Source organism: Zhongshania sp., from assembly GCF_029212375.1.
GTDB lineage: Bacteria > Pseudomonadota > Gammaproteobacteria > Pseudomonadales > Spongiibacteraceae > Spongiibacter.
Genome location: NZ_JARGNU010000002.1, coordinates 176,361 through 194,386, shown reverse-complemented (window position 1 = coordinate 194,386; position 18,026 = coordinate 176,361). Strand labels below are relative to the sequence as shown.

Sequence of the window (18,026 nt, the reverse complement as noted above, 5' to 3'; positions counted from 1 at the left end):
TGAATACATAGGTATAAAAAATATACCTTTTTAGCAATTTTGGCAAGGTGGTCGCTGAGGCATTTAACAGCGATTTCTAGCCGAGCTTTATTGCGGCCAGCAAAACTCGACCGGCCACAACTTCTGCTCACTAACATAGCCCGCCCATAATTCGCGATAGGTTTTGCCGCTCACTGGATGACAGTGATCCGGCGCCAATTCGCTCAGTGGCCGCAGCACAAAAGCGTTGTAGGTCACTTCGTCGCGGGGCAGTTCAATGCCAGCAAAATTACCGCAGAGATTATCGTAGCTGAGAATATCAATGTCTAAGGTGCGAGGGCTGAACTTAGGCGCGCCAGGCACACGACCGAGGCGAATTTCGATCTCGCGCAGCAAATCAATCAAGGGCCCCAAGGCCATATTGGTGTTAAACGCCACCACCATATTTAAAAACACACTGCCGCGAAAACCCACCGACTCACTCTCGTACACCCGCGACAAACGCAGCGGCGCAAAGTGTTCGCTCAGCGCATCCAGCGCACTCGTCATATGGCGATAGCGCTGTATATTACTGCCTAGCCCTAGAAATACCTCAGCCATTACTTATCACTAGCATCAACAGCTGCGCCAATCACCAGCGGCGTACCGCGTTCGATTACTACACCGACTTCATTTGCCTGACGCATTGCACCGGGTTTGGCGATACTCAGGCGCAGCCAGGGCACCTCGAACTCCGTCATGATCAAGGCCGCACAACGCTCCGCGAGGGTCTCTATTAACAAAAACTCACTGCTGCGCACAAAGGCAAATACCGCTTCTGTCACCGCTTTGTAATTCAGGGTTTTGCTAATATCGTCTGTCGCTGCCGCCGCGCGAATATCGGTGCCCAGCTCTAAATTCATCACCACCGTTTGCCGGTGCGCGCGCTCCCAATCGAAGATACCAATAACGGTATCAACGCTTAACTCTCGTATATAAACAATATCCATGGTGTTTCCCGCTACGCCTGCGCGCTACAACTAATACTAAAATTTACAATATTAAACGGCATCTAACTCGGTCATTGGCCAGCGCGGGCGAATCGTCACCCCGAGCTCCTCGTGCTGCCCCACCGCTAAGCGGCAGTGACCTGCATAGGCGATCATTGCGCCATTATCAGTACAGAACTCGGGACGGGGGTAATACACGCGACCGCCGGTTTTTGCCAATTTTTCAGCCAAGCGCGCCCGCAGCACGGTATTGGCGCTAACGCCGCCCGCAATAACCAAGGTACTCAGGTTTTCTTGCACCAGCGCGCGATGGCATTTAATCACTAGGGTCGCGACCACTGCCTCTTGAAATGCGGCGGCGATATCGGCCTGATCCTGCGCATCATAAGTACCCGCAGCACGGCTGGCAGTGACGGTATTCAAAGTGAAGGTTTTTAAACCGCTAAAACTAAAATCTAAACCAGGCCGATTCACCATGGGGCGGGGAAAGGTGTAATGCCCCTCGCGGCCACGCTCGGCTGCCTTAGCCACCTGCGGCCCGCCGGGGTAGCCCAGCTCCAACATTTTAGCGGCTTTATCAAAGGCTTCACCGGCGGCATCATCTAAAGATTCGCCTAATAAGGTATAGCGACCAATGCCGTCTACTCTTACCAACTGGGTATGGCCGCCAGATACTAACAGGGCAATAAAAGGAAAAGCCGGGGCGTCTGCCTCTAGCATCGGCGCCAGCAGGTGACCTTCCATGTGATGTACGCCTATGGCGGGCACCCCCCAGCCATAGGCCATGGCGCGCCCCGCACAGGCGCCAACCATGAGCGCACCCGCGAGGCCAGGGCCTTTAGTAAATGCCACACCGTCGAGTTCAGAGCCCTGCATATTAGCTTTGGCGAGTACTTCGCGAATCAAGGGCAATAATTTGCGCACATGGTCGCGCGAGGCCAACTCGGGCACCACGCCGCCGTATTCCGCGTGCAAGGCAATTTGACTATAAAGAGCCTCGGCCACCAAGCCCTGCTCAGTGTCATATATTGCCACCCCTGTTTCATCACAGGAGGTTTCCAGTCCTAAAACCCGCACAATTGCTCACTTCCTACGCTAAATAAGCGCGCATGATACTGACTTCAGCTTATTCGCACCAGTTATCAGCGCAATCGCTTTGCTTTTTGCGGCAACTGAGTATAGAATTCAGCGCCCTTGGAGTGCCGCTTTTAATTAATGCGGTATAGACAGCAAATTCTTGCACAAAAAAATCAGGACAGGTTTAACGGATGCCTTCAGTCAAACTCAAAGAAAACGAACCATTTGATATCGCCCTGCGCCGTTTCAAGCGCTCTTGCGAAAAAGCCGGCGTACTGGCCGAGGTTCGCCGTCGCGAATTCTATGAAAAGCCCACTTCTGTACGCAAGCGTCAAGCAGCTGCTGCAGTAAAGCGCCACGCGAAAAAAGTGTCTCGCGACACTAAAAAGCAGCAACGCCTCTACTAAGACTTACGTCTAGTAGGGCTTTTGCCCGCTAAGATCCAATCCTCTTAACAGGGAGTCTCTGCGCACTATGGCAGACCAAACGCTGAAGCAAACGCTTAGTGACGCGATGAAAACCGCGATGCGAGCCAAAGATAAAGCGCGACTCTCTGCCGTGCGGCTTATTCTTGCCGACATTAAGCGCATTGAAGTTGACGAACGCATTGATGTCGATGACGCACGGGTTCTTGCCGTGCTCGACAAAATGCTTAAGCAACGCCGCGACTCGATCAGCCAATACGATGGCGCTGGTCGTGTCGATCTTGCCGATCAAGAACGCTTTGAAATGGACGTTATTCAGTCTTTTCTGCCCACGCCACTGAGCGAAGCAGAATTAGACGCACTGATTAGCGCTGCCATTACCAGCACTGGCGCCGACTCCATTAAAAATATGGGGCAAGTCGTTGCCATCCTCAAACCGCAGGTTCAAGGCCGCGCGGATATGGGCATGGTCAGCCAAAAGGTTAAGTCACAGCTTCAGTAGCGCTGGCAATTTCACCCACTATGGTGAATTATTGCTCAACTACGCACCAACAAAACGCTTTTCTACTTTGCTTTTGGATACGCTGACGTGGCCGCAAAAGGACGCATTCCGCAATCTTTTATCGACGAGCTATTGTCTCGCGTCGATATTGTCGACGTTATCAATCGCCGTGTCGCCCTTAAGAAAACCGGCAAAAACTACAGCGCCCGCTGCCCTTTTCACGACGAAAAAACCCCCTCGTTCAGCGTAAACCCCGACAAACAGTTCTACTACTGCTTTGGCTGTGGCGCAGGCGGCAATGCCATCGGTTTTATCATGGACTACGACCGCCAAGATTTTCCTGGCGCGGTCGACAATCTTTCCAGCCTCGCTGGCCTTGAAGTACCCCGCGAAGAGATCAGCCCCCAGCAGCAAATAAAACAAGAACGCCGCAAAACCATTTACGACCTAATGGAAAAAGTGGCCAGTTATTATCAGCAGCAACTTAGAGAGCACCCCCAAGCCCAGCGCGCCGTAGACTATTTAAAGCAGCGCGGCCTAAGCGGACGCATCGCCCGCGACTTTGACATCGGCTTTGCGCCACCGGGCTGGGACAACCTACTTAAAAGCCTCGGCGACAGCGAGGAACACCGCCAGCAACTTATAGACGGCGGCATGCTCATTGAAAAAGACGACGGCAAACTCTACGACCGTTTTCGCGATCGCATCATGTTTCCCATTCGCGACAATCGCGGCCGTGTTATCGCCTTTGGCGGCAGAGTACTCGGTGACGACAAACCCAAATACCTCAACTCGCCCGAGACCGATATATTCCACAAGGGCAAAGAGCTCTACGGCCTCTATCAAGCCCGCCAGAACAATCGCCACCTAGAACAACTGCTGGTGGTAGAAGGCTATATGGACGTGGTAGCCCTAGCGCAGCACGGCATCATGACCGGCATTGCCACCCTAGGTACCGCCAGCAATACCGAGCACCTGCGCACCGCTTTCCGCTACGCCAGCGAACTAATTTTTTGTTTTGACGGCGATGCCGCCGGCCGCAAAGCTGCCGAGCGCGCTCTAGAAAATGCCCTACCGACCATGGAAGACGGTCGCCGCATCCGGTTTTTGTTTTTACCCGAAGGCGACGATCCAGACAGCGTTGTGAACCGCGACGGCGCGGCGGGCTTTCAAAAACTCCTCGCCCAAGCACAACCGCTGGAGCGTTATTTTTTCGAGTCTTTCCACAGCCAAACTGACCCCAGCACCCTCGAAGGCAAGGCGCGACTAAGCAAACTTGCCCTACCCATGCTGCAATTACTGCCGCCTGGGGTTTTTCGGCAGCTGATGCTCGACTCGCTGGCCGAGCGTACCGGCCTTAGTCGCCACGCCCTAGACCAGCTCATTGACGACATTCCCCCAGCGAGCAAACCTAGCGATGCCGACAGTGCCCCGCAAATCCAGCGCGCTGCGCCAAGCCCGCGCAATAGCACCAAAAAACTGGCGGCAAACCTACCCAGCTCAAGTCGCGACCCTCTGCTATTTGCGCTGGCAATGGTGTTGTTCAATCCCCGCGGCGCCACCAACCAAAGCCTAATACTCAACACTGACGACACCTCGCCAGCTGCCGCGCTACTCAGCGCCATTCTTGAATTGCTCAATAAACGGCCCGGCTCAAGCACCGCCATGCTGCTCGGTCACTGGTACGGCCAAGCCGAGTATGACATTATGATCGAGGCCTTAAAGACCATAGCGCTACTCGGCCCAGAGCTAGACGACGAAAAAGCGCAACTCGCCTTTTTAGACACCCTCGGCCACCTCGACAACCTTAAATCTCGGCAGCGCCTCAGCCAGCAAGTTGAGCAATTGCGCAGCAGCCATCAATTCGACAAACCAGCAAGTGACAACTACGCTGGACTTAGTGACGAAGCCAAACAACAACTCTTGGCCATTCAACAACTGCTCAATCACAAACATCAGCGCTAATACTTTGGCCAATCCCTGAACGCAGCCGGATTTTACTGGTCGTATAGGGTCTAAATAGAGTATAATTTGCGGCTAATTTTTCACCTGCACCTAGCGAGTAATTTGAAAGAATGAGTGACTCTAAGCATCAATCGCGACTCAAGCAACTCATTGCCAAAGGCAAGGAGCAGGGTTATCTAACGTACTCTGAGGTCAACGACCACCTTCCGGAAGATATTTCTGATCCGGATCAGGTTGAAGAAATCATTCAAATGATCAATGACATGGGTATCCAGGTGTTTGAACACGCACCGGATGAAGATACCCTGATCATGGCCGGCAGCGATTCGCCGGATGATATCGCTGCGGCTGAAGCTGCCGCAGCACTGGCCGCAGTAGAAACCGAAACTGGCCGCACCACCGACCCCGTGCGTATGTATATGCGCGAGATGGGTACAGTAGAACTACTGACCCGCGAAGGCGAAATTGTTATCGCCAAACGCATCGAAGAAGGTATTCGGGAAGTCATGGCAGCGCTGGCTTATTACCCAGGCGTTGTTACCGGCATTCTAGCCCAGTACGACAAAGTGGCCACCGAAGAGCGCCGTCTTGGCGACATTATGAGCGGCTACTTAAACCCCGCTGAAAATGTGCAGTCGCCCCAACAGCAAGCCGCCGCTGCGGCTGAAGCCGCAGAAGCGAACAATACCGCTGCCGACGACACCGACGAAGACGAAGCCGTATCTGGCCCAGATCCAGAAGAAGCGCGAATTCGTTTCGCAGCCCTGCAAGAGCAGTCAGACAAAGTAGAGGCGTCTATTGCCGCCCACGGTCGCTACAGCAAGCAGACCGCAAAAGAATTGAACGAACTGGGTGAGATTTTTAAATATTTCAAACTCACCCCAGCAACCTTCGACCCGCTTATTGAAGAAGTGCGCACCACCCTGAGTTCGATCCGCTCAATGGAACGCGAGATCATGACGATCTGCGTGAAAAACGTTGGCATCGACCGCAAAGAGTTTATTCGCAGCTTCCAAGGCAATGAAGCCAACTTAAAGTGGGCTGACGAGCTTCTTAAGAAGCACGCCAAACTGGCCGACTACAACGACGTTATTCGCCGTATTCAAAACAAGATTGCCTATATCGAAGAGCGCCAAGACCTGACCATTTCCGATATTAAGGAAATCAATCGCCGCGTTTCCATTGGCGAGGCTCGCGCCCGCCGCGCCAAGAAAGAAATGGTAGAGGCCAACCTACGTCTGGTTATTTCGATAGCCAAGAAATACACCAACCGCGGTTTGCAGTTCCTCGACCTGATCCAAGAAGGCAATATCGGCTTGATGAAAGCGGTAGATAAATTTGAATACCGCCGCGGCTATAAATTCTCTACCTATGCAACATGGTGGATACGTCAGGCCATTACTCGCTCGATTGCCGACCAAGCGCGGACCATTCGTATTCCGGTACATATGATCGAAACGATCAACAAGCTCAATCGGATTTCACGCCAAATGCTTCAAGAAATGGGCCGCGAGCCCACGCCAGAAGAATTGGGCGAGCGCATGGAAATGCCAGAAGACAAGGTTCGCAAGGTACTTAAAATCGCCAAAGAACCAATCTCTATGGAAACGCCCATTGGCGATGACGAAGATTCGCACCTAGGTGATTTCATCGAAGACAGCACCATCTCCTCGCCAATCGAATCTGCGACGGGTGAAGGTCTGCGTGAAGCCACCAAAGAAGTGCTGGCCGGTCTTACGGCTCGAGAAGCAAAAGTACTCAGAATGCGTTTTGGTATTGATATGAATACCGACCACACTCTGGAAGAGGTTGGTAAGCAGTTTGACGTTACCCGCGAGCGGATTCGCCAAATTGAAGCCAAAGCCCTGCGTAAACTGCGCCACCCCACTCGCTCAGACCACTTGCGCAGCTTCCTCGACGAGTAATTTCATTTGTGCAGCGGCTAATCTAACGTAGCCGCTGCCTACTCTCGACACCTAGCGCTTTACCCTAAAGCCCACGGAAAGCTGATCAATGCTACGACGCCTCCCCACGCTTACCCTACTCAGCAGCCTTGCCTTAAGTGCCTGCCAAAGCCCCGCTACCACGCCACCGCCAAACAACGAGCAAGCCGTACTATTTCGCAGCTTGGCGCTTCTTGACAACAAACAATACCAAGCGGCAGAGCCACCGCTGCAAAATTTACTTAACAGCAGAAGCGAGCTTATTCACCAACAAGCCCTTGCTGGACTGTGCCTACTCTATTTACAAAATCAAGAAATGAACAAGGCCACCGCCACGCTAGACGAGCTCTACCAGCGCGCGTTGCGCGCGCCGCAAGGCGATGCCAGCCTTAAAATGCTGCGCCTCAGCCTGCACGTCAGTTTAGAAAACACCCTGCGCCTCAACACAGAGAGCCAAGCCCGACAAGCTGCCGAAGCTCAGCAATTGAAGCTGCGCAACGAGTCTCAGGCACTGCAGCGCGCAATAGAAAAACTGCGCCACCTAAGCCTGCAGTAATATTCGCAGGCGCTGCAAATTAAACTTACTCGCCAGCAGATTAGCAGGCTTAAGCCCGACTTAAGTACGCCCCCAACTGATCGCTCAAACTCTGAATTTCAGCCTCAGTTTGCGCCAGCATAATCGGCACTTTGCGGCCGTAGTCTTTACTTAAATAAGCCAATAAATCCGCCACCGCCACCTTATCGCTGTGCGGCCCCATGACAATAAGCTGCAAGGGAAGGTCTTTAAGCAAGGTCGTTGCCTCTGCGACTTCGCTGCAGTGATAAATCTGCCAATATTCCGCGCCGGGCAATAAGGCAATGGCTTTTGCCAAGCTATCGCCCTGCTCCAGTAGCAGCAAATTGCCCACCGCCGTGGCGGGCAATAACTCGTGCACAACCGCAGTTAGGGTTGCGCTATCCACCGGTTTCACCAAATACTCGTTGGCGCCCAGCAATAAGCTCAGGTCGCGCTCATTGAGCATCGACAACATCAATACCGGTACATCGAACAAGCTGGGATCGGTACGCAAACTGTGCAAAACCTGCCAGCCGTCCATACCCGGCATCATTACATCCAGCAGTACCACGTCTGGCCGACTCTGCCTAGCCATACGCAAACCCTCGGCACCCGAGTCAGCCAAATGCACCCGATAACCCGCCTTGCTCAAGGTTCTACTACACAGGTCTAAGGCCGCTGGGTCGTCATCAATCACCAGCACATCGCCAATCGCGACACCGTCAAATTCCGTTCTTAGCCCCAGCTCTTGGGTGCCAAGTGGCAGCCTTAACTCAAAGCGCGAACCCACGCCCAGCTCACTTTCGGCGCTAATCGAACCGCCTAATAACTCGGCAAATTTGCGCGAAATGGTTAAACCCAATCCCGAGCCGCCATACTGCTTGGTCGTTGATAAATCGGCTTGCACAAAGGCGTCAAACACTCGCCCCAACTGCTCGGCACTCATACCAATACCATTATCTTTCACCTCGGCAATCAAATAGCTCTGGCCGGCTATTTGCTGCTCAGACACCCGTAAACTCACCTCGCCTTTTCTGGTGAACTTAGCTGCATTGCTCAATAGGTTTAACAGTATCTGTCGCAAGCGCGTTACATCCGTGCGAATCAATTCACTCTGCAGCTCAAAATTGCAGTGCAGGGTATTGCCATTTTTGGCCATCAAGGGCGCCATGGTCACTTCTACATCGCGCAAAACACTCTCTAGCGCCACATCTTCCCAATACACCGCCATGCGCCCCGATTCGATTTTTGAAATATCCAACACGTCGTTAATCAGGGTAAGCAAATGCTTGCCTGCCAGCTGTATTTTGGCCAAATCTGGCCGTAAATCTTGGGCGCTTACGTCTGGTTCGTCGTCGATTTCTTCAATCAACATTTCCGAGTAGCCAATAATGGCGTTCATCGGCGTGCGCAATTCGTGGCTCATATTGGCCATAAACCCGCTTTTTGCCTGATTCGCGGCATCAGCGCGACGGCTGGCCTCGCGCACCCGCGCCATGGCCTCGCGCAGATTGGCGGCCATATCGTCAAAGGAATTGGCCAATTGCCCAAATTCGTCGTGACCCATATCGCCAATGCTGTAGTCGAAATTGCCACTGCCCCACTCCGCAGTGCCTTTTTGTAGCTGACGAATCGAGCGTCGGGTATAACGGGTCATGTAGTAACCCAAAATAAACGTGGTAATCAATGCCAGTAAAAACACGCCTAGCGCAACCTTATTGGTCATACTCACCACATTGCGCAGGCCCACGTTTATTTCGTCTGAGCGCGTCAACAGGAACCACTCATTAGCGCTAACGCGGCCACTCAAGGCCTCGTACTCGCGCAACACATAACTACTATCTAAGGCGTCGCCCTGCTCCAAAAATTGCCGCCACCGGCTCAGCAGTATCTTCGCCTCTAAATACTGATAACGGCCCGCCTCCAAATACTCTTGCAAATCGCCATTCAACTCAGTTTCGAGGGCCATCAACGCATCAATCGTGCTTAGCAGCTCTTGCCGCTCCTGCGCGGTAATACGGTTCTGAACACCGGAGTCAGACAGGGCATCAACCACCAAAATTTTACGGTGGGTGCTGTACATGCGCTGGCTAAAATCATTGAGTTCAGACTGGGTGCGAATCACATGTTGCAGCAGCCACACATTGCGGCGACGGGTATCATTACCCCATATTTGAATTAGCACGCTGCCCAGTGACAGCAGCAATATCGCCACAAAAGAGAAGGTTAAACGGCGGGTAAAACTCATTCAGCAGGTCCCAACAAACACTCTATTTTGGCCAACAAGCGCGGCAGATCGACGGGCTTGGTATCGTAATCGTCGCAGCCAGCCTGCAATGCGCGCTGGCGGTCATCTGCCATCGCATGCGCAGTCAGGGCAATGATTGGAATATTACAAAGCCCACTGTCGGCCTTCATCTCCCTGGCCACCTGCCAGCCGTCCTTCACCGGCAAGCTCATGTCTAATAACACCAAATTAGGCATTTCGCTGCGACACAAATCAATGCCCTGCTGGCCATCGACCGCCAGCAACACCTCATAGCCTTTGCGCTGCAAGCGCCGGCTCAACATATCGCGATTCATTTCATTGTCTTCAACCAGTAATACTGTCGGCATCAACTTCTCGCTTAATTTAGGTGTGTCGGTAAATTGCTTAGCACTGCGCGCAGCGCCTCGGTTGCCGAGGTCAGCGTTAAGGTATACGTCTCACCCTCACCCTCGGTCACTTTTGCGTAACAGCTTTCGATCAAGCCCTCCAAGCGCACATCCGCCAATAGCGGCAGCGATGCGGCACTCGTCAGCCGCAGCTGGTCACCCGCCACCGCCACTAGGCGCACCGGCAATTGCTGCCCCGCCAGTTGCTTGCCACTCATTAAACTCAGCTGTAACTCAGGGGGTGACGAGATCGCCTGCCACTGCGACTGAACGCCTTCTAGCAATAAATCGTAGGGCAAACCCACCCCCAAAATCTCGGCCAAATCCACCGGCTCTGCCATACCTTTTAAAGACACGCCAACACCCTTGCCGGTGAGCACCTCCACCGACGCGGCGGCCACCGTCGCCGGTGAAGCCAATATTTGCCCGCCCACAGTACAAGACTCAATACGGCCGGTAAGATTCACATTGTGTCCGACTACACCGTATTTAGAGCGCAGCTCAGAACCGATATTTCCAGCCACCACATCGCCGGTATTCAAACCAATACCAATCGCAATCTCGGGCAAGTTATCGGCACGGTTGCGGGCATTCACTTCTTTTATTGCCAATTGCATGGCTAGCGCGCAGGCCAACGCGCGGTCGCAGTCATCTTTATCGCTCACCGGCGCACCGAATATCGCCAGAATTCCATCGCCAACAAACTCATCAACCGTGCCACGATAGCGCTGAATAATTTCAGTCATCACCCCAAGGTAATTATTCAGCAGCTGCACGCACTGCTCAGGCGCCAACTGTTCGCTGATCGCTGAAAACCCGCGAATGTCCGCCATTAAGATAGTTACCGTGCGGCGCTCGCCACCCATACTCAAACCATTATTATCATCCAACAGCCGCTGAACGATTTCGTCTGACAAATAGCGGCCAAACACTTTGCGAATAAAGCGCTGGCTCTTCTCCAGCTCTGCCAAATACTCGCGCTCGCGGTCTTGCCAGCGCTTGGTCTCCAATAGCGCGCCAATTCGCGCGCGCAACAAGGTCGCGTTTACTGGCTTAAGTAAGTAATCACTCGCGCCAGCATCTATGCAGCGCACCGCCCCCTCCTCATCCTGCATACCGCTAACGACAATCACCGGAATACGGCGCAGGGCCTCATCGCTGCGAATCACCTGTAGCACTTCGTAGCCATTCATATCGGGCATCACTAAATCGAGCAGTACCAAATCTGGATTGGCGCTGCGCATCACCTCTAAACAGCGCTCACCGCTGGCGGCCTCGATAACCATATGATCTTGACGCTGCAACTGATGGGCTAATAAATCGCGGCTGCTGTCGTTGTCATCCACCACCAAAATACTGCCGGTAAGATGATCTTGGTCGTCGCGGATAATGCCCCGCTTAAAGCTCTGGAACATCGCGGCAATAGGATCGACTTTTGAAGACTCTGCAGGTTGTAACGAGAAGCCGTCTAAGCGCTCTTGAAACAAGCGCGATTGATGTCGAATTTGGGTGAGAAACGCCTGCGCCTCCGCCGCGCCGCAATCCTCCATCAGCATCTCGCTGTAACCATCAACCAAGCCAATGGCATTGCGCAAATCGTGGCGCAAACGGGAAATCTCGGTTTGCGACGTCACACTGAGCGTCGAGACCACCTGCAGCACATCAAGAATTTCAGCCGCCGCTCGAGCAATGCGCTGGGCATCGGCCAACAGCGCGTCGTCACCCGCAATCGCCGGTAACTCCAGCAACGACTCGGTATACGCCGCCACCGACGCCAGCGGCGCCTGCAGCGACTGACGCTTATCATCAAGATACGCTTTAAAAATCCGCTCTTTGTCGTCCAAAGTCATTTCCTTAACCAGACCATGTCTACTAGATTATTGCACTTAAACTCCACATAAGCACAAAAATAGCATGGCCCCTCAATGACTTCCGGTAAACAAGGGATTAAGGAAGCACTGGCCAACAGGCACTGGCAGCATTATAATGCGCGCTGTTTTTCCGGTGTACACGCCACGGCGCGTAATCAAACCACCGCAGCTGAACTGATTGGCATAACTAAATTCACGATTTAGCCCACACCAACAGCACTCAGCACAAGAAAAATGGGCCTTTAGCTCAGTTGGTTAGAGCATCCGACTCATAATTGAGTGCGCAGAGTGGCCGGAGAGAAGAAAAAGTAGAATAAATACAGGTAGTTACACGGATTTGCATTTTACGCATAGCGCCCCATGTAATTGACGTGTATTTAAATTTAAAAATTAGGGCCTTTAGCTCAGTTGGTTAGAGCATCCGACTCATAATCGGCAGGTCCCCAGTTCAAGTCTGGGAAGGCCCACCATTTCAAGGCCCCGAGCCATAAGGTTTTCGGGGCTTTTTACTAAGATGAAAACCCTCTTAAAATCTTGCTTACATGCGCTTACATAGAGATTAGGGTAATAACTGGCAGTGGGAACAAATCGCTACTATTATCATCTATTAATAGTTATACTTTTTCGTGCAGTACAAGCCACCTTTAAGGAGGTTCAGATGAAATCTGCCAAAAACGATACGAAGAATAAGAGCACAATTAGCAAAGTAGCAAACTCAGTCAGCTTTAGCTCTGATCGGCTATCGGATAAAAAGACCGTATCTAAAGATAGAGAGCGCTATATCAAGAGCGTATCCGCAAAGGCGTTGACAGCCATTAGCGCCTAGAAAATTAAGCACATATTTCGGACGCCCCATTATTGGGGCGTTTTTGTTTTGGGGAAACAACTTGGATAAAAAATGGGTTTTTGAATCTCTCGTAAAGGATGATAAGGATTCTATTGGCCTTATAGCTTATGCCTTGTACAAAAACAAAAAGCACACACTAGCTACATCCCTCAGAAATGAAGGCAAGGATGAGCCTCACATTCAACAGCAAGTGCAGACTTTCCACGATCAAACCCTACAAAATAACTCGCTCGACGACTACAGAGAAAAAGCGAAAAACTTCTTAGATAAAATCTTCAGCGAGCTTGAAGATAACATCAGTGCGAAATTCGAGAAAGAAAAAGCTCAACTTGAAAAGCAGCACCAAAAAAACGTAACGAACGAAAAGCGAAAACTTTTCCAAAACATCAAAAATTACCAGCATGCAAATCGGGCATGGTATGAAAAACTCGGAGCATGGCTGTTATCAGGTATTCCCGGACTAGCATCATCCTTCTTCATTACCTGCTTAATCATCGGCGCCTCCGTGCTGCTGATTACCGAAGATAAGCGACAAGATATGCTGAGAAGCCTATGGGCAGAGTATTTTGGCATTCAACAGCAGGCTCCGAACCAGCCCACAAAACCAACCACAACCCCGAAACCATAAAAATCCGTACATACACGGCGCTGACAGCCGATCGCTGCCTGCGCAGCCCGCAGCGACTTTACCCGTAAACGACTACAGCCACAACGGTCGAGTTTGCCAATCAGCGGGGAAGCCCATTTTTTTGGTGTCTATGGCGTGCGTTGCTATTAAATCCTTCACCCGTGCCTTCCAGTGATGATCGGGGGCAATCATATTCATCATGTGCAAAGTCATCGTTAAGGTGTTGTAGAGTTTTCTCAAGCGCCGGTCGCTCTCCGGCAGTATCCACAAACTGCTTTGCAGTTCTTTGGGACCGTGAGTGGGTAGCGTCATTTTCTTGGTAATATCGCGGTTCCATAATCTAGCATGATGCGCGGCCATATTTCTAACTAATGAGAGGTGCTCACAGTAAGATGTCATGACCTTATCGTCCACACCGTAATTCCGGCTAATGGCCCTTCGATCTTGCCTAGCTTTTATATTGGAAAACCACTTCGAAAGCTGTCCCATAGTCATAAGCTCAACGACGGCCCAGATTGGCGGTAGTGCCTCCTGATACTTTGTTATTAAATGCCTGATAAAATCTTCATTACTTTTGGCGACATCTTGCTGCAAGCTCATCACCCCTGCCTGATATCTACCTTTGCTTTGAAATAGCCCTGGATCAAGATGTGGGTGGGCCGTGTTGTAACGATGACTAAGTTGATAAGCCATTTGCGTTCTCAGCGACACTTCTACGCGCTCTATTGCATCTAGCAGGAGTATTCGTAACTCCCTGTCAAAAACATAAAGATTCAATACATCATCAAACGATGTACCCGCGACAAACCGATGCGTGGCATGATCTTGCTCAAACGGCAAACAATAAGCAGCGAAACGATAGTAATTGAGCTGCGAAAGGTAGAATTCAGCCTTAACCGGATCGGGAATATTTAATCCGTGGGACTGTAAGATTTGAACTTGTTCGGCAAATGTTCTGGGCGGCTTTGAAAACGAGACTTTTTGCGGGAAGCTCATTTTTCAGCCCCCCAGAAACAAGTAACCCCTCGCAGGGCGCTGATCTTACGGGTAGCGGGAGGGGTGTTGTTGCGGGTAATTTTAGACCTTAAGCAATTAATGTCAACCACCTTATAAACCAAAGATCGCTGACGCCAGACGTCAATTTCTCTATATCCATTTGTTTTATATGACATTTAGCGTCCTGCTATAGCAAATCAGTATCTAGTCCGGCGGACTTTAATCTTTGAGTCAAATCCCTCATTTTGCTGAATTCAGTGCCGAAACTTGGCTTTAATCCGACACCAAACGCGAATAGCCGATGCTATTGCACAGGGGGGCTTTCACTACGCAACCTAGCCCATGCAATCCGTCCATCACCACTAGGTACATTATGACTAAAGGCCGGAACTACCACATAGAGCCAGAATGGCCGGCCAACAGCTTTCATTTGTAGGCCGCGGCTTATCGCTCAGTGAGCATTACACCGGCTTAAATATCCACCGTTGCCCATATTTCCCCTTTGGGAGTCCCACCAAAGAGTTGTAATCGTCGCGGTCTAGGTCCGTGAGGTAGGATTCGGATTCAATTGGACCTCCGCTTCCATCCCCTCCGCCAACGCTCCAGATATAGGCACCATCTGTCTGCCAGCACTTGTTCATGCCACTGTAGCTCGAATCAGTGCCAGCACCGGTAAGCTCGGTCGTACCACCCTGAGGAGTGCCCTTTCGTGCGTCTGATAAACGGTAGTATTCGTAATAGTTTTTAGCGCTACCAAGTAATTCCATAATGGGCGTACCACTTTTCAACTCGTGTGGTACCGGCAGAGCTTCCAGCGATTCAATCAAGCCTGGCGTCGAATAAGGTGGAGCGAAACCCATCTTTACAAACACTTGCCAAGCACTCTCTCTCTGTCCAAAATTTTGGTACGGGGGCCTGAAGGATGAAGTCGTCAATATTGAGCGCAAATTCGTGCCATTGTTTAAAACTCCCCGTCCAAAAATTAGGCATCATCAATTCAAGTTGTGGGTCGGTGGTTTTCACTCGCCGTGCTGGATGACTTGTAATACCGATGACATAACTACCGATGTTTTGTTTCTCTTTAACAGCGACACTGACTAGAGTGGCACGAACCTTACCGTATGAGTCTACGCTATCGTTGAAACACCACAGCGTCTCTAATTCCGGCGGCGCTTCTTCCTCATCCTCATCATCGTATTCCAACATTAAATGCGGCTTTCCAGTTACGACCGTGGTATAGGTGTTGCCCAGCTGATAATCCTCATATTCTTCAGAGTCAGCAAGTACTACCCGAATCTTGCGCTCAGTATCGATGTTAGTAATTGTAAAATCACCGCTAGGAAATTCTGACATATACTAGCTCCTTCTAGAGATTGGTAGTTGGTTAATTATATCCATATACATCTGAGCAATCGCGACGCCCGCTACACCTTCGGGGTGCATTCCCTAGGTCGACTACTCCGCACCGGGACGGAACGAGAGGCCAGACGCGGCCTCATTGTCGTCGAAAGAGCGCTGGCGCTTTTCTTTGTTGATGCGCTTATTTACCGCAGAGCCTGGAAAAGTTTCAATACTGTTGTTAAATAACTCTACATTCTGGTTAAAAATGCGGATGGCGGCGGCAATATTATCCTGCTGATCAGCAATTTCACGCATAAGATTGTTCATAAGGCTGGCGGTCTTTAGATCTGGATAGGCCTCCATGGCAACTTTGAGACCAGAAAGCGCAGACTTCGTCTTCGATTCCGCAGTCTTAAGGGCATCTGTATCTACTGTGTCGCTGGCAAGCTGAGTAACTGCAGCACGCATTTCAGTTAGCTTTTCTAACACGCCAGATTCATAAGCCTTATGCTCCTCAACGATCCGCTCCAGCTCGGGAATCACTTTCAGCTTTTGTCGCTCCTGAACAATAACATCAGACCACGCACGCTGAATGGCATTGCGCCCGCTTACAATCTGGTTGTAAAACCAAATCAGTACAACAATGCCGATGACAGCAATTAAAGCCAGAATTATCGTGTCGCTCATTACTTCACTCCTTGATTGGATTCCCAAGTATTATCGTTGTTCAGTGCCGAAAAATTGGACTGAGTGTGTCGCTGAATCAGCGCTACCAGCTCAAGCGCTACATCTAAAATAGGCATTTTTGCACCATCTTCGATAATTTTCGCTAGCTCCTCAGCCCTATCTTTTGATCGCATAACGGTTCGAACATTGAACGGATCACTCTCCCAAGTTAGGCATATCTGGCCGTTCAAGCCAAATTCCAAGTTTGGATTCTTCAGCTGGGTAACGGCCGCCTCAAGAGCAATAACAATGGATGGTTTAAGAAACTTGGCAGTTTGCATCTCCTCAACACATCGAAGTTTGTAGAGCCGATTGAACGCGACAGAGGCTGGTCGGTATTGTAATTTGTACTTGCTATTTGGCGCATCAGAGCTGATCTGTATACCGCTAAAATTGCCTTCAACCAACACTCCATACCGATCGTAATGATAGTAGGTGGTCTCTGTTTTACTTGTAGAGTGGCCGTTGTGATCAGTCTCAGTGACTTGCCGCTCCTCACACACTACCCAATGAAATCGGAAAAGCGAATATGCTTCACGCCCGCTCTCGCCGCGCCCCGCTGCTGATCTGCAGTACATTATCTCGCGGGAATGGTTGCCTCGGTTAAATTCATGAAAATTCCTATCCCAGTCCTTCAGCTTAGGTATGGGTTCGTCGTTAAGGCCATAACTTGCTAGGGCTGCATTTTCATAAACTTCTTGTACAAATTTTTGGGCTTTGCGCCGCCGGAAAAACCAAAACAGAATAAAGCACGCAGCCAGAGCTATCGCGACGTTATAGATAAGCACGCTAGAACCCGACGTACCATCTGGGCCTATCGGGTAACCTCGTTCCGACCCAAGGATATGACCATAGGCCCCTATACCGAGCAAGAACAACCCCAACCCGAGCTTGCCGCTATCTTCGTAGCGTATTGGCCCACCTAGCGCTCTCAACTGGGTGACTATTCGCGCGGCATCATCTTGCGTGTTTGAGTTAGCCTTAGCGCCGCGAACCGACTTTAATAGTGCGTTTAGCTTTTGATTATGGGACATTCCTTTTCCCTTCTAACTATTTTCAATAGCCCAGCTATTGAAAATCATTCACCTAAACTAAGATTACTACGCTTTTTAAACGAGCCGAAATGATCAAATAGCAGCCATTCAAAAAGTGGTAGCGCCAACTGAGTTTCCAGCAGGTTGAATTCGACTATGCCGGAACACTGAAGTAAGCGACACCGAGTATAGTGCTGAACGCAGCAAAAATTAATACGCTCCCCATATAAAACCACTATTCACAGACATTTGGCTCGGCCGCCGAACCGGCTCACTATTACTCCTTTGCTGGCATTTAAATGCTCGCGCTTGCAAGTGCTTTGTTTGCGCCCTACTCGCCCTCAACAAGTTTCGCCATGGTAGACAAGTTACTTTACTGATTGATGTTTACTGTTAATTAAGACCGCTCATAAATTCGAATGCGCCCGCTCTGAAAACCATGTGCAAATCACTTGCTATCGTTTTCAAACGTAGTATTCTTCAACCATGAAC

16 protein-coding genes and 1 tRNA gene are annotated in these 18,026 nt (G+C 50.8%); 7 read left to right on the top strand and 10 right to left on the bottom strand.

Annotation, left to right across the window (positions count from 1 at the left end):
* Positions 1–87: 87 nt before the first annotated feature.
* Genes folK through tsaD form a run of 3 tightly spaced genes read right to left on the bottom strand, consistent with a single transcriptional unit; the run spans position 88 to position 2,045 of the window.
* Complete coding sequence (gene folK, locus P1U47_RS02960) at positions 88–579, bottom strand: 2-amino-4-hydroxy-6-hydroxymethyldihydropteridine diphosphokinase (RefSeq protein WP_301027062.1); 492 nt, start codon at positions 577–579, stop codon at positions 88–90.
* Positions 579–968, bottom strand: a complete 390-nt coding sequence (folB, locus tag P1U47_RS02955) for a dihydroneopterin aldolase (protein ID WP_301027061.1) — start codon at positions 966–968, stop codon at positions 579–581. Before folB ends, folK begins: the two co-directional genes overlap by 1 nt.
* A 51-nt stretch (positions 969–1,019) precedes the next feature.
* Positions 1,020–2,045, bottom strand: coding sequence for a tRNA (adenosine(37)-N6)-threonylcarbamoyltransferase complex transferase subunit TsaD (tsaD, locus tag P1U47_RS02950; protein WP_301027059.1), 1,026 nt, complete (start codon positions 2,043–2,045; stop codon positions 1,020–1,022).
* Between the two features lie 191 nt (positions 2,046–2,236).
* On the opposite strand from tsaD, the gene rpsU reads away from it, so the two are divergent.
* The 5 genes from rpsU to P1U47_RS02925 all read left to right on the top strand — a co-directional run bounded on the left by rpsU (position 2,237) and on the right by P1U47_RS02925 (position 7,436).
* On the top strand, positions 2,237–2,452 hold the full coding sequence (gene rpsU, locus P1U47_RS02945) for a 30S ribosomal protein S21 (RefSeq protein WP_008248432.1): 216 nt from the start codon (positions 2,237–2,239) through the stop codon (positions 2,450–2,452).
* Positions 2,453–2,519: 67 nt separating this feature from the next.
* Complete coding sequence (locus P1U47_RS02940; RefSeq protein ID WP_301027058.1) at positions 2,520–2,972, top strand: GatB/YqeY domain-containing protein; 453 nt, start codon at positions 2,520–2,522, stop codon at positions 2,970–2,972.
* A gap of 87 nt (positions 2,973–3,059) precedes the next feature.
* Positions 3,060–4,937: a DNA primase gene (gene dnaG / locus P1U47_RS02935; protein WP_301027057.1), complete on the top strand. Its 1,878-nt coding sequence runs from the start codon at positions 3,060–3,062 to the stop codon at positions 4,935–4,937.
* 110 nt (positions 4,938–5,047) lie between these two features.
* A complete protein-coding gene (gene rpoD / locus P1U47_RS02930) occupies positions 5,048–6,862 on the top strand; it encodes an RNA polymerase sigma factor RpoD (protein WP_301027056.1) in 1,815 nt (604 codons plus the stop codon).
* An 88-nt stretch (positions 6,863–6,950) separates the two neighbouring features.
* A complete protein-coding gene (locus P1U47_RS02925) occupies positions 6,951–7,436 on the top strand; it encodes a hypothetical protein (RefSeq protein WP_301027055.1) in 486 nt (161 codons plus the stop codon).
* A 49-nt stretch (positions 7,437–7,485) separates the two neighbouring features.
* On the opposite strand, the gene P1U47_RS02920 is transcribed toward P1U47_RS02925, so the two are convergent.
* The 3 genes from P1U47_RS02920 to P1U47_RS02910 are packed head-to-tail and all read right to left on the bottom strand — an operon-like array spanning position 7,486 to position 11,935.
* Positions 7,486–9,684 (bottom strand): ATP-binding protein, encoded by a 2,199-nt coding sequence (locus P1U47_RS02920; RefSeq protein WP_301027054.1) that lies wholly within the window; start codon positions 9,682–9,684, stop codon positions 7,486–7,488.
* Complete coding sequence (locus tag P1U47_RS02915) at positions 9,681–10,052, bottom strand: response regulator (RefSeq protein ID WP_301027053.1); 372 nt, start codon at positions 10,050–10,052, stop codon at positions 9,681–9,683. The genes P1U47_RS02920 and P1U47_RS02915 overlap by 4 nt, the downstream gene beginning before the upstream one ends.
* Positions 10,053–10,063: 11 nt before the next feature.
* On the bottom strand, positions 10,064–11,935 hold the full coding sequence (locus P1U47_RS02910; protein WP_301027052.1) for an adenylate/guanylate cyclase domain-containing protein: 1,872 nt from the start codon (positions 11,933–11,935) through the stop codon (positions 10,064–10,066).
* 420 nt (positions 11,936–12,355) lie between these two features.
* Here P1U47_RS02910 and P1U47_RS02905 point away from each other — a divergent pair.
* Positions 12,356–12,432: transfer RNA gene (locus P1U47_RS02905), tRNA-Ile, on the top strand.
* Between the two features lie 417 nt (positions 12,433–12,849).
* On the top strand, positions 12,850–13,437 hold the full coding sequence (locus tag P1U47_RS02900) for a hypothetical protein (protein ID WP_301027051.1): 588 nt from the start codon (positions 12,850–12,852) through the stop codon (positions 13,435–13,437).
* A 72-nt stretch (positions 13,438–13,509) separates the two neighbouring features.
* Here P1U47_RS02900 and P1U47_RS02895 read toward each other — a convergent pair whose 3' ends face one another.
* From P1U47_RS02895 to P1U47_RS02880, 4 genes are all read right to left on the bottom strand, one after another.
* Positions 13,510–14,433 carry an Abi family protein gene (locus P1U47_RS02895; protein ID WP_301027050.1) on the bottom strand — a complete coding sequence of 308 codons (924 nt, stop codon included), beginning with the start codon at positions 14,431–14,433 and terminating at the stop codon, positions 13,510–13,512.
* 819 nt (positions 14,434–15,252) lie between these two features.
* Positions 15,253–15,786, bottom strand: a complete 534-nt coding sequence (locus tag P1U47_RS02890) for a hypothetical protein (protein ID WP_301027049.1) — start codon at positions 15,784–15,786, stop codon at positions 15,253–15,255.
* Positions 15,787–15,888: 102 nt separating this feature from the next.
* Positions 15,889–16,461, bottom strand: coding sequence for a LemA family protein (locus tag P1U47_RS02885; protein ID WP_301027048.1), 573 nt, complete (start codon positions 16,459–16,461; stop codon positions 15,889–15,891).
* Entirely contained in the window at positions 16,461–17,534 is a 1,074-nt protein-coding gene (locus tag P1U47_RS02880; protein ID WP_301027047.1) for a hypothetical protein, read from the bottom strand. Before P1U47_RS02880 ends, P1U47_RS02885 begins: the two co-directional genes overlap by 1 nt.
* Positions 17,535–18,026 lie beyond the last annotated feature (492 nt).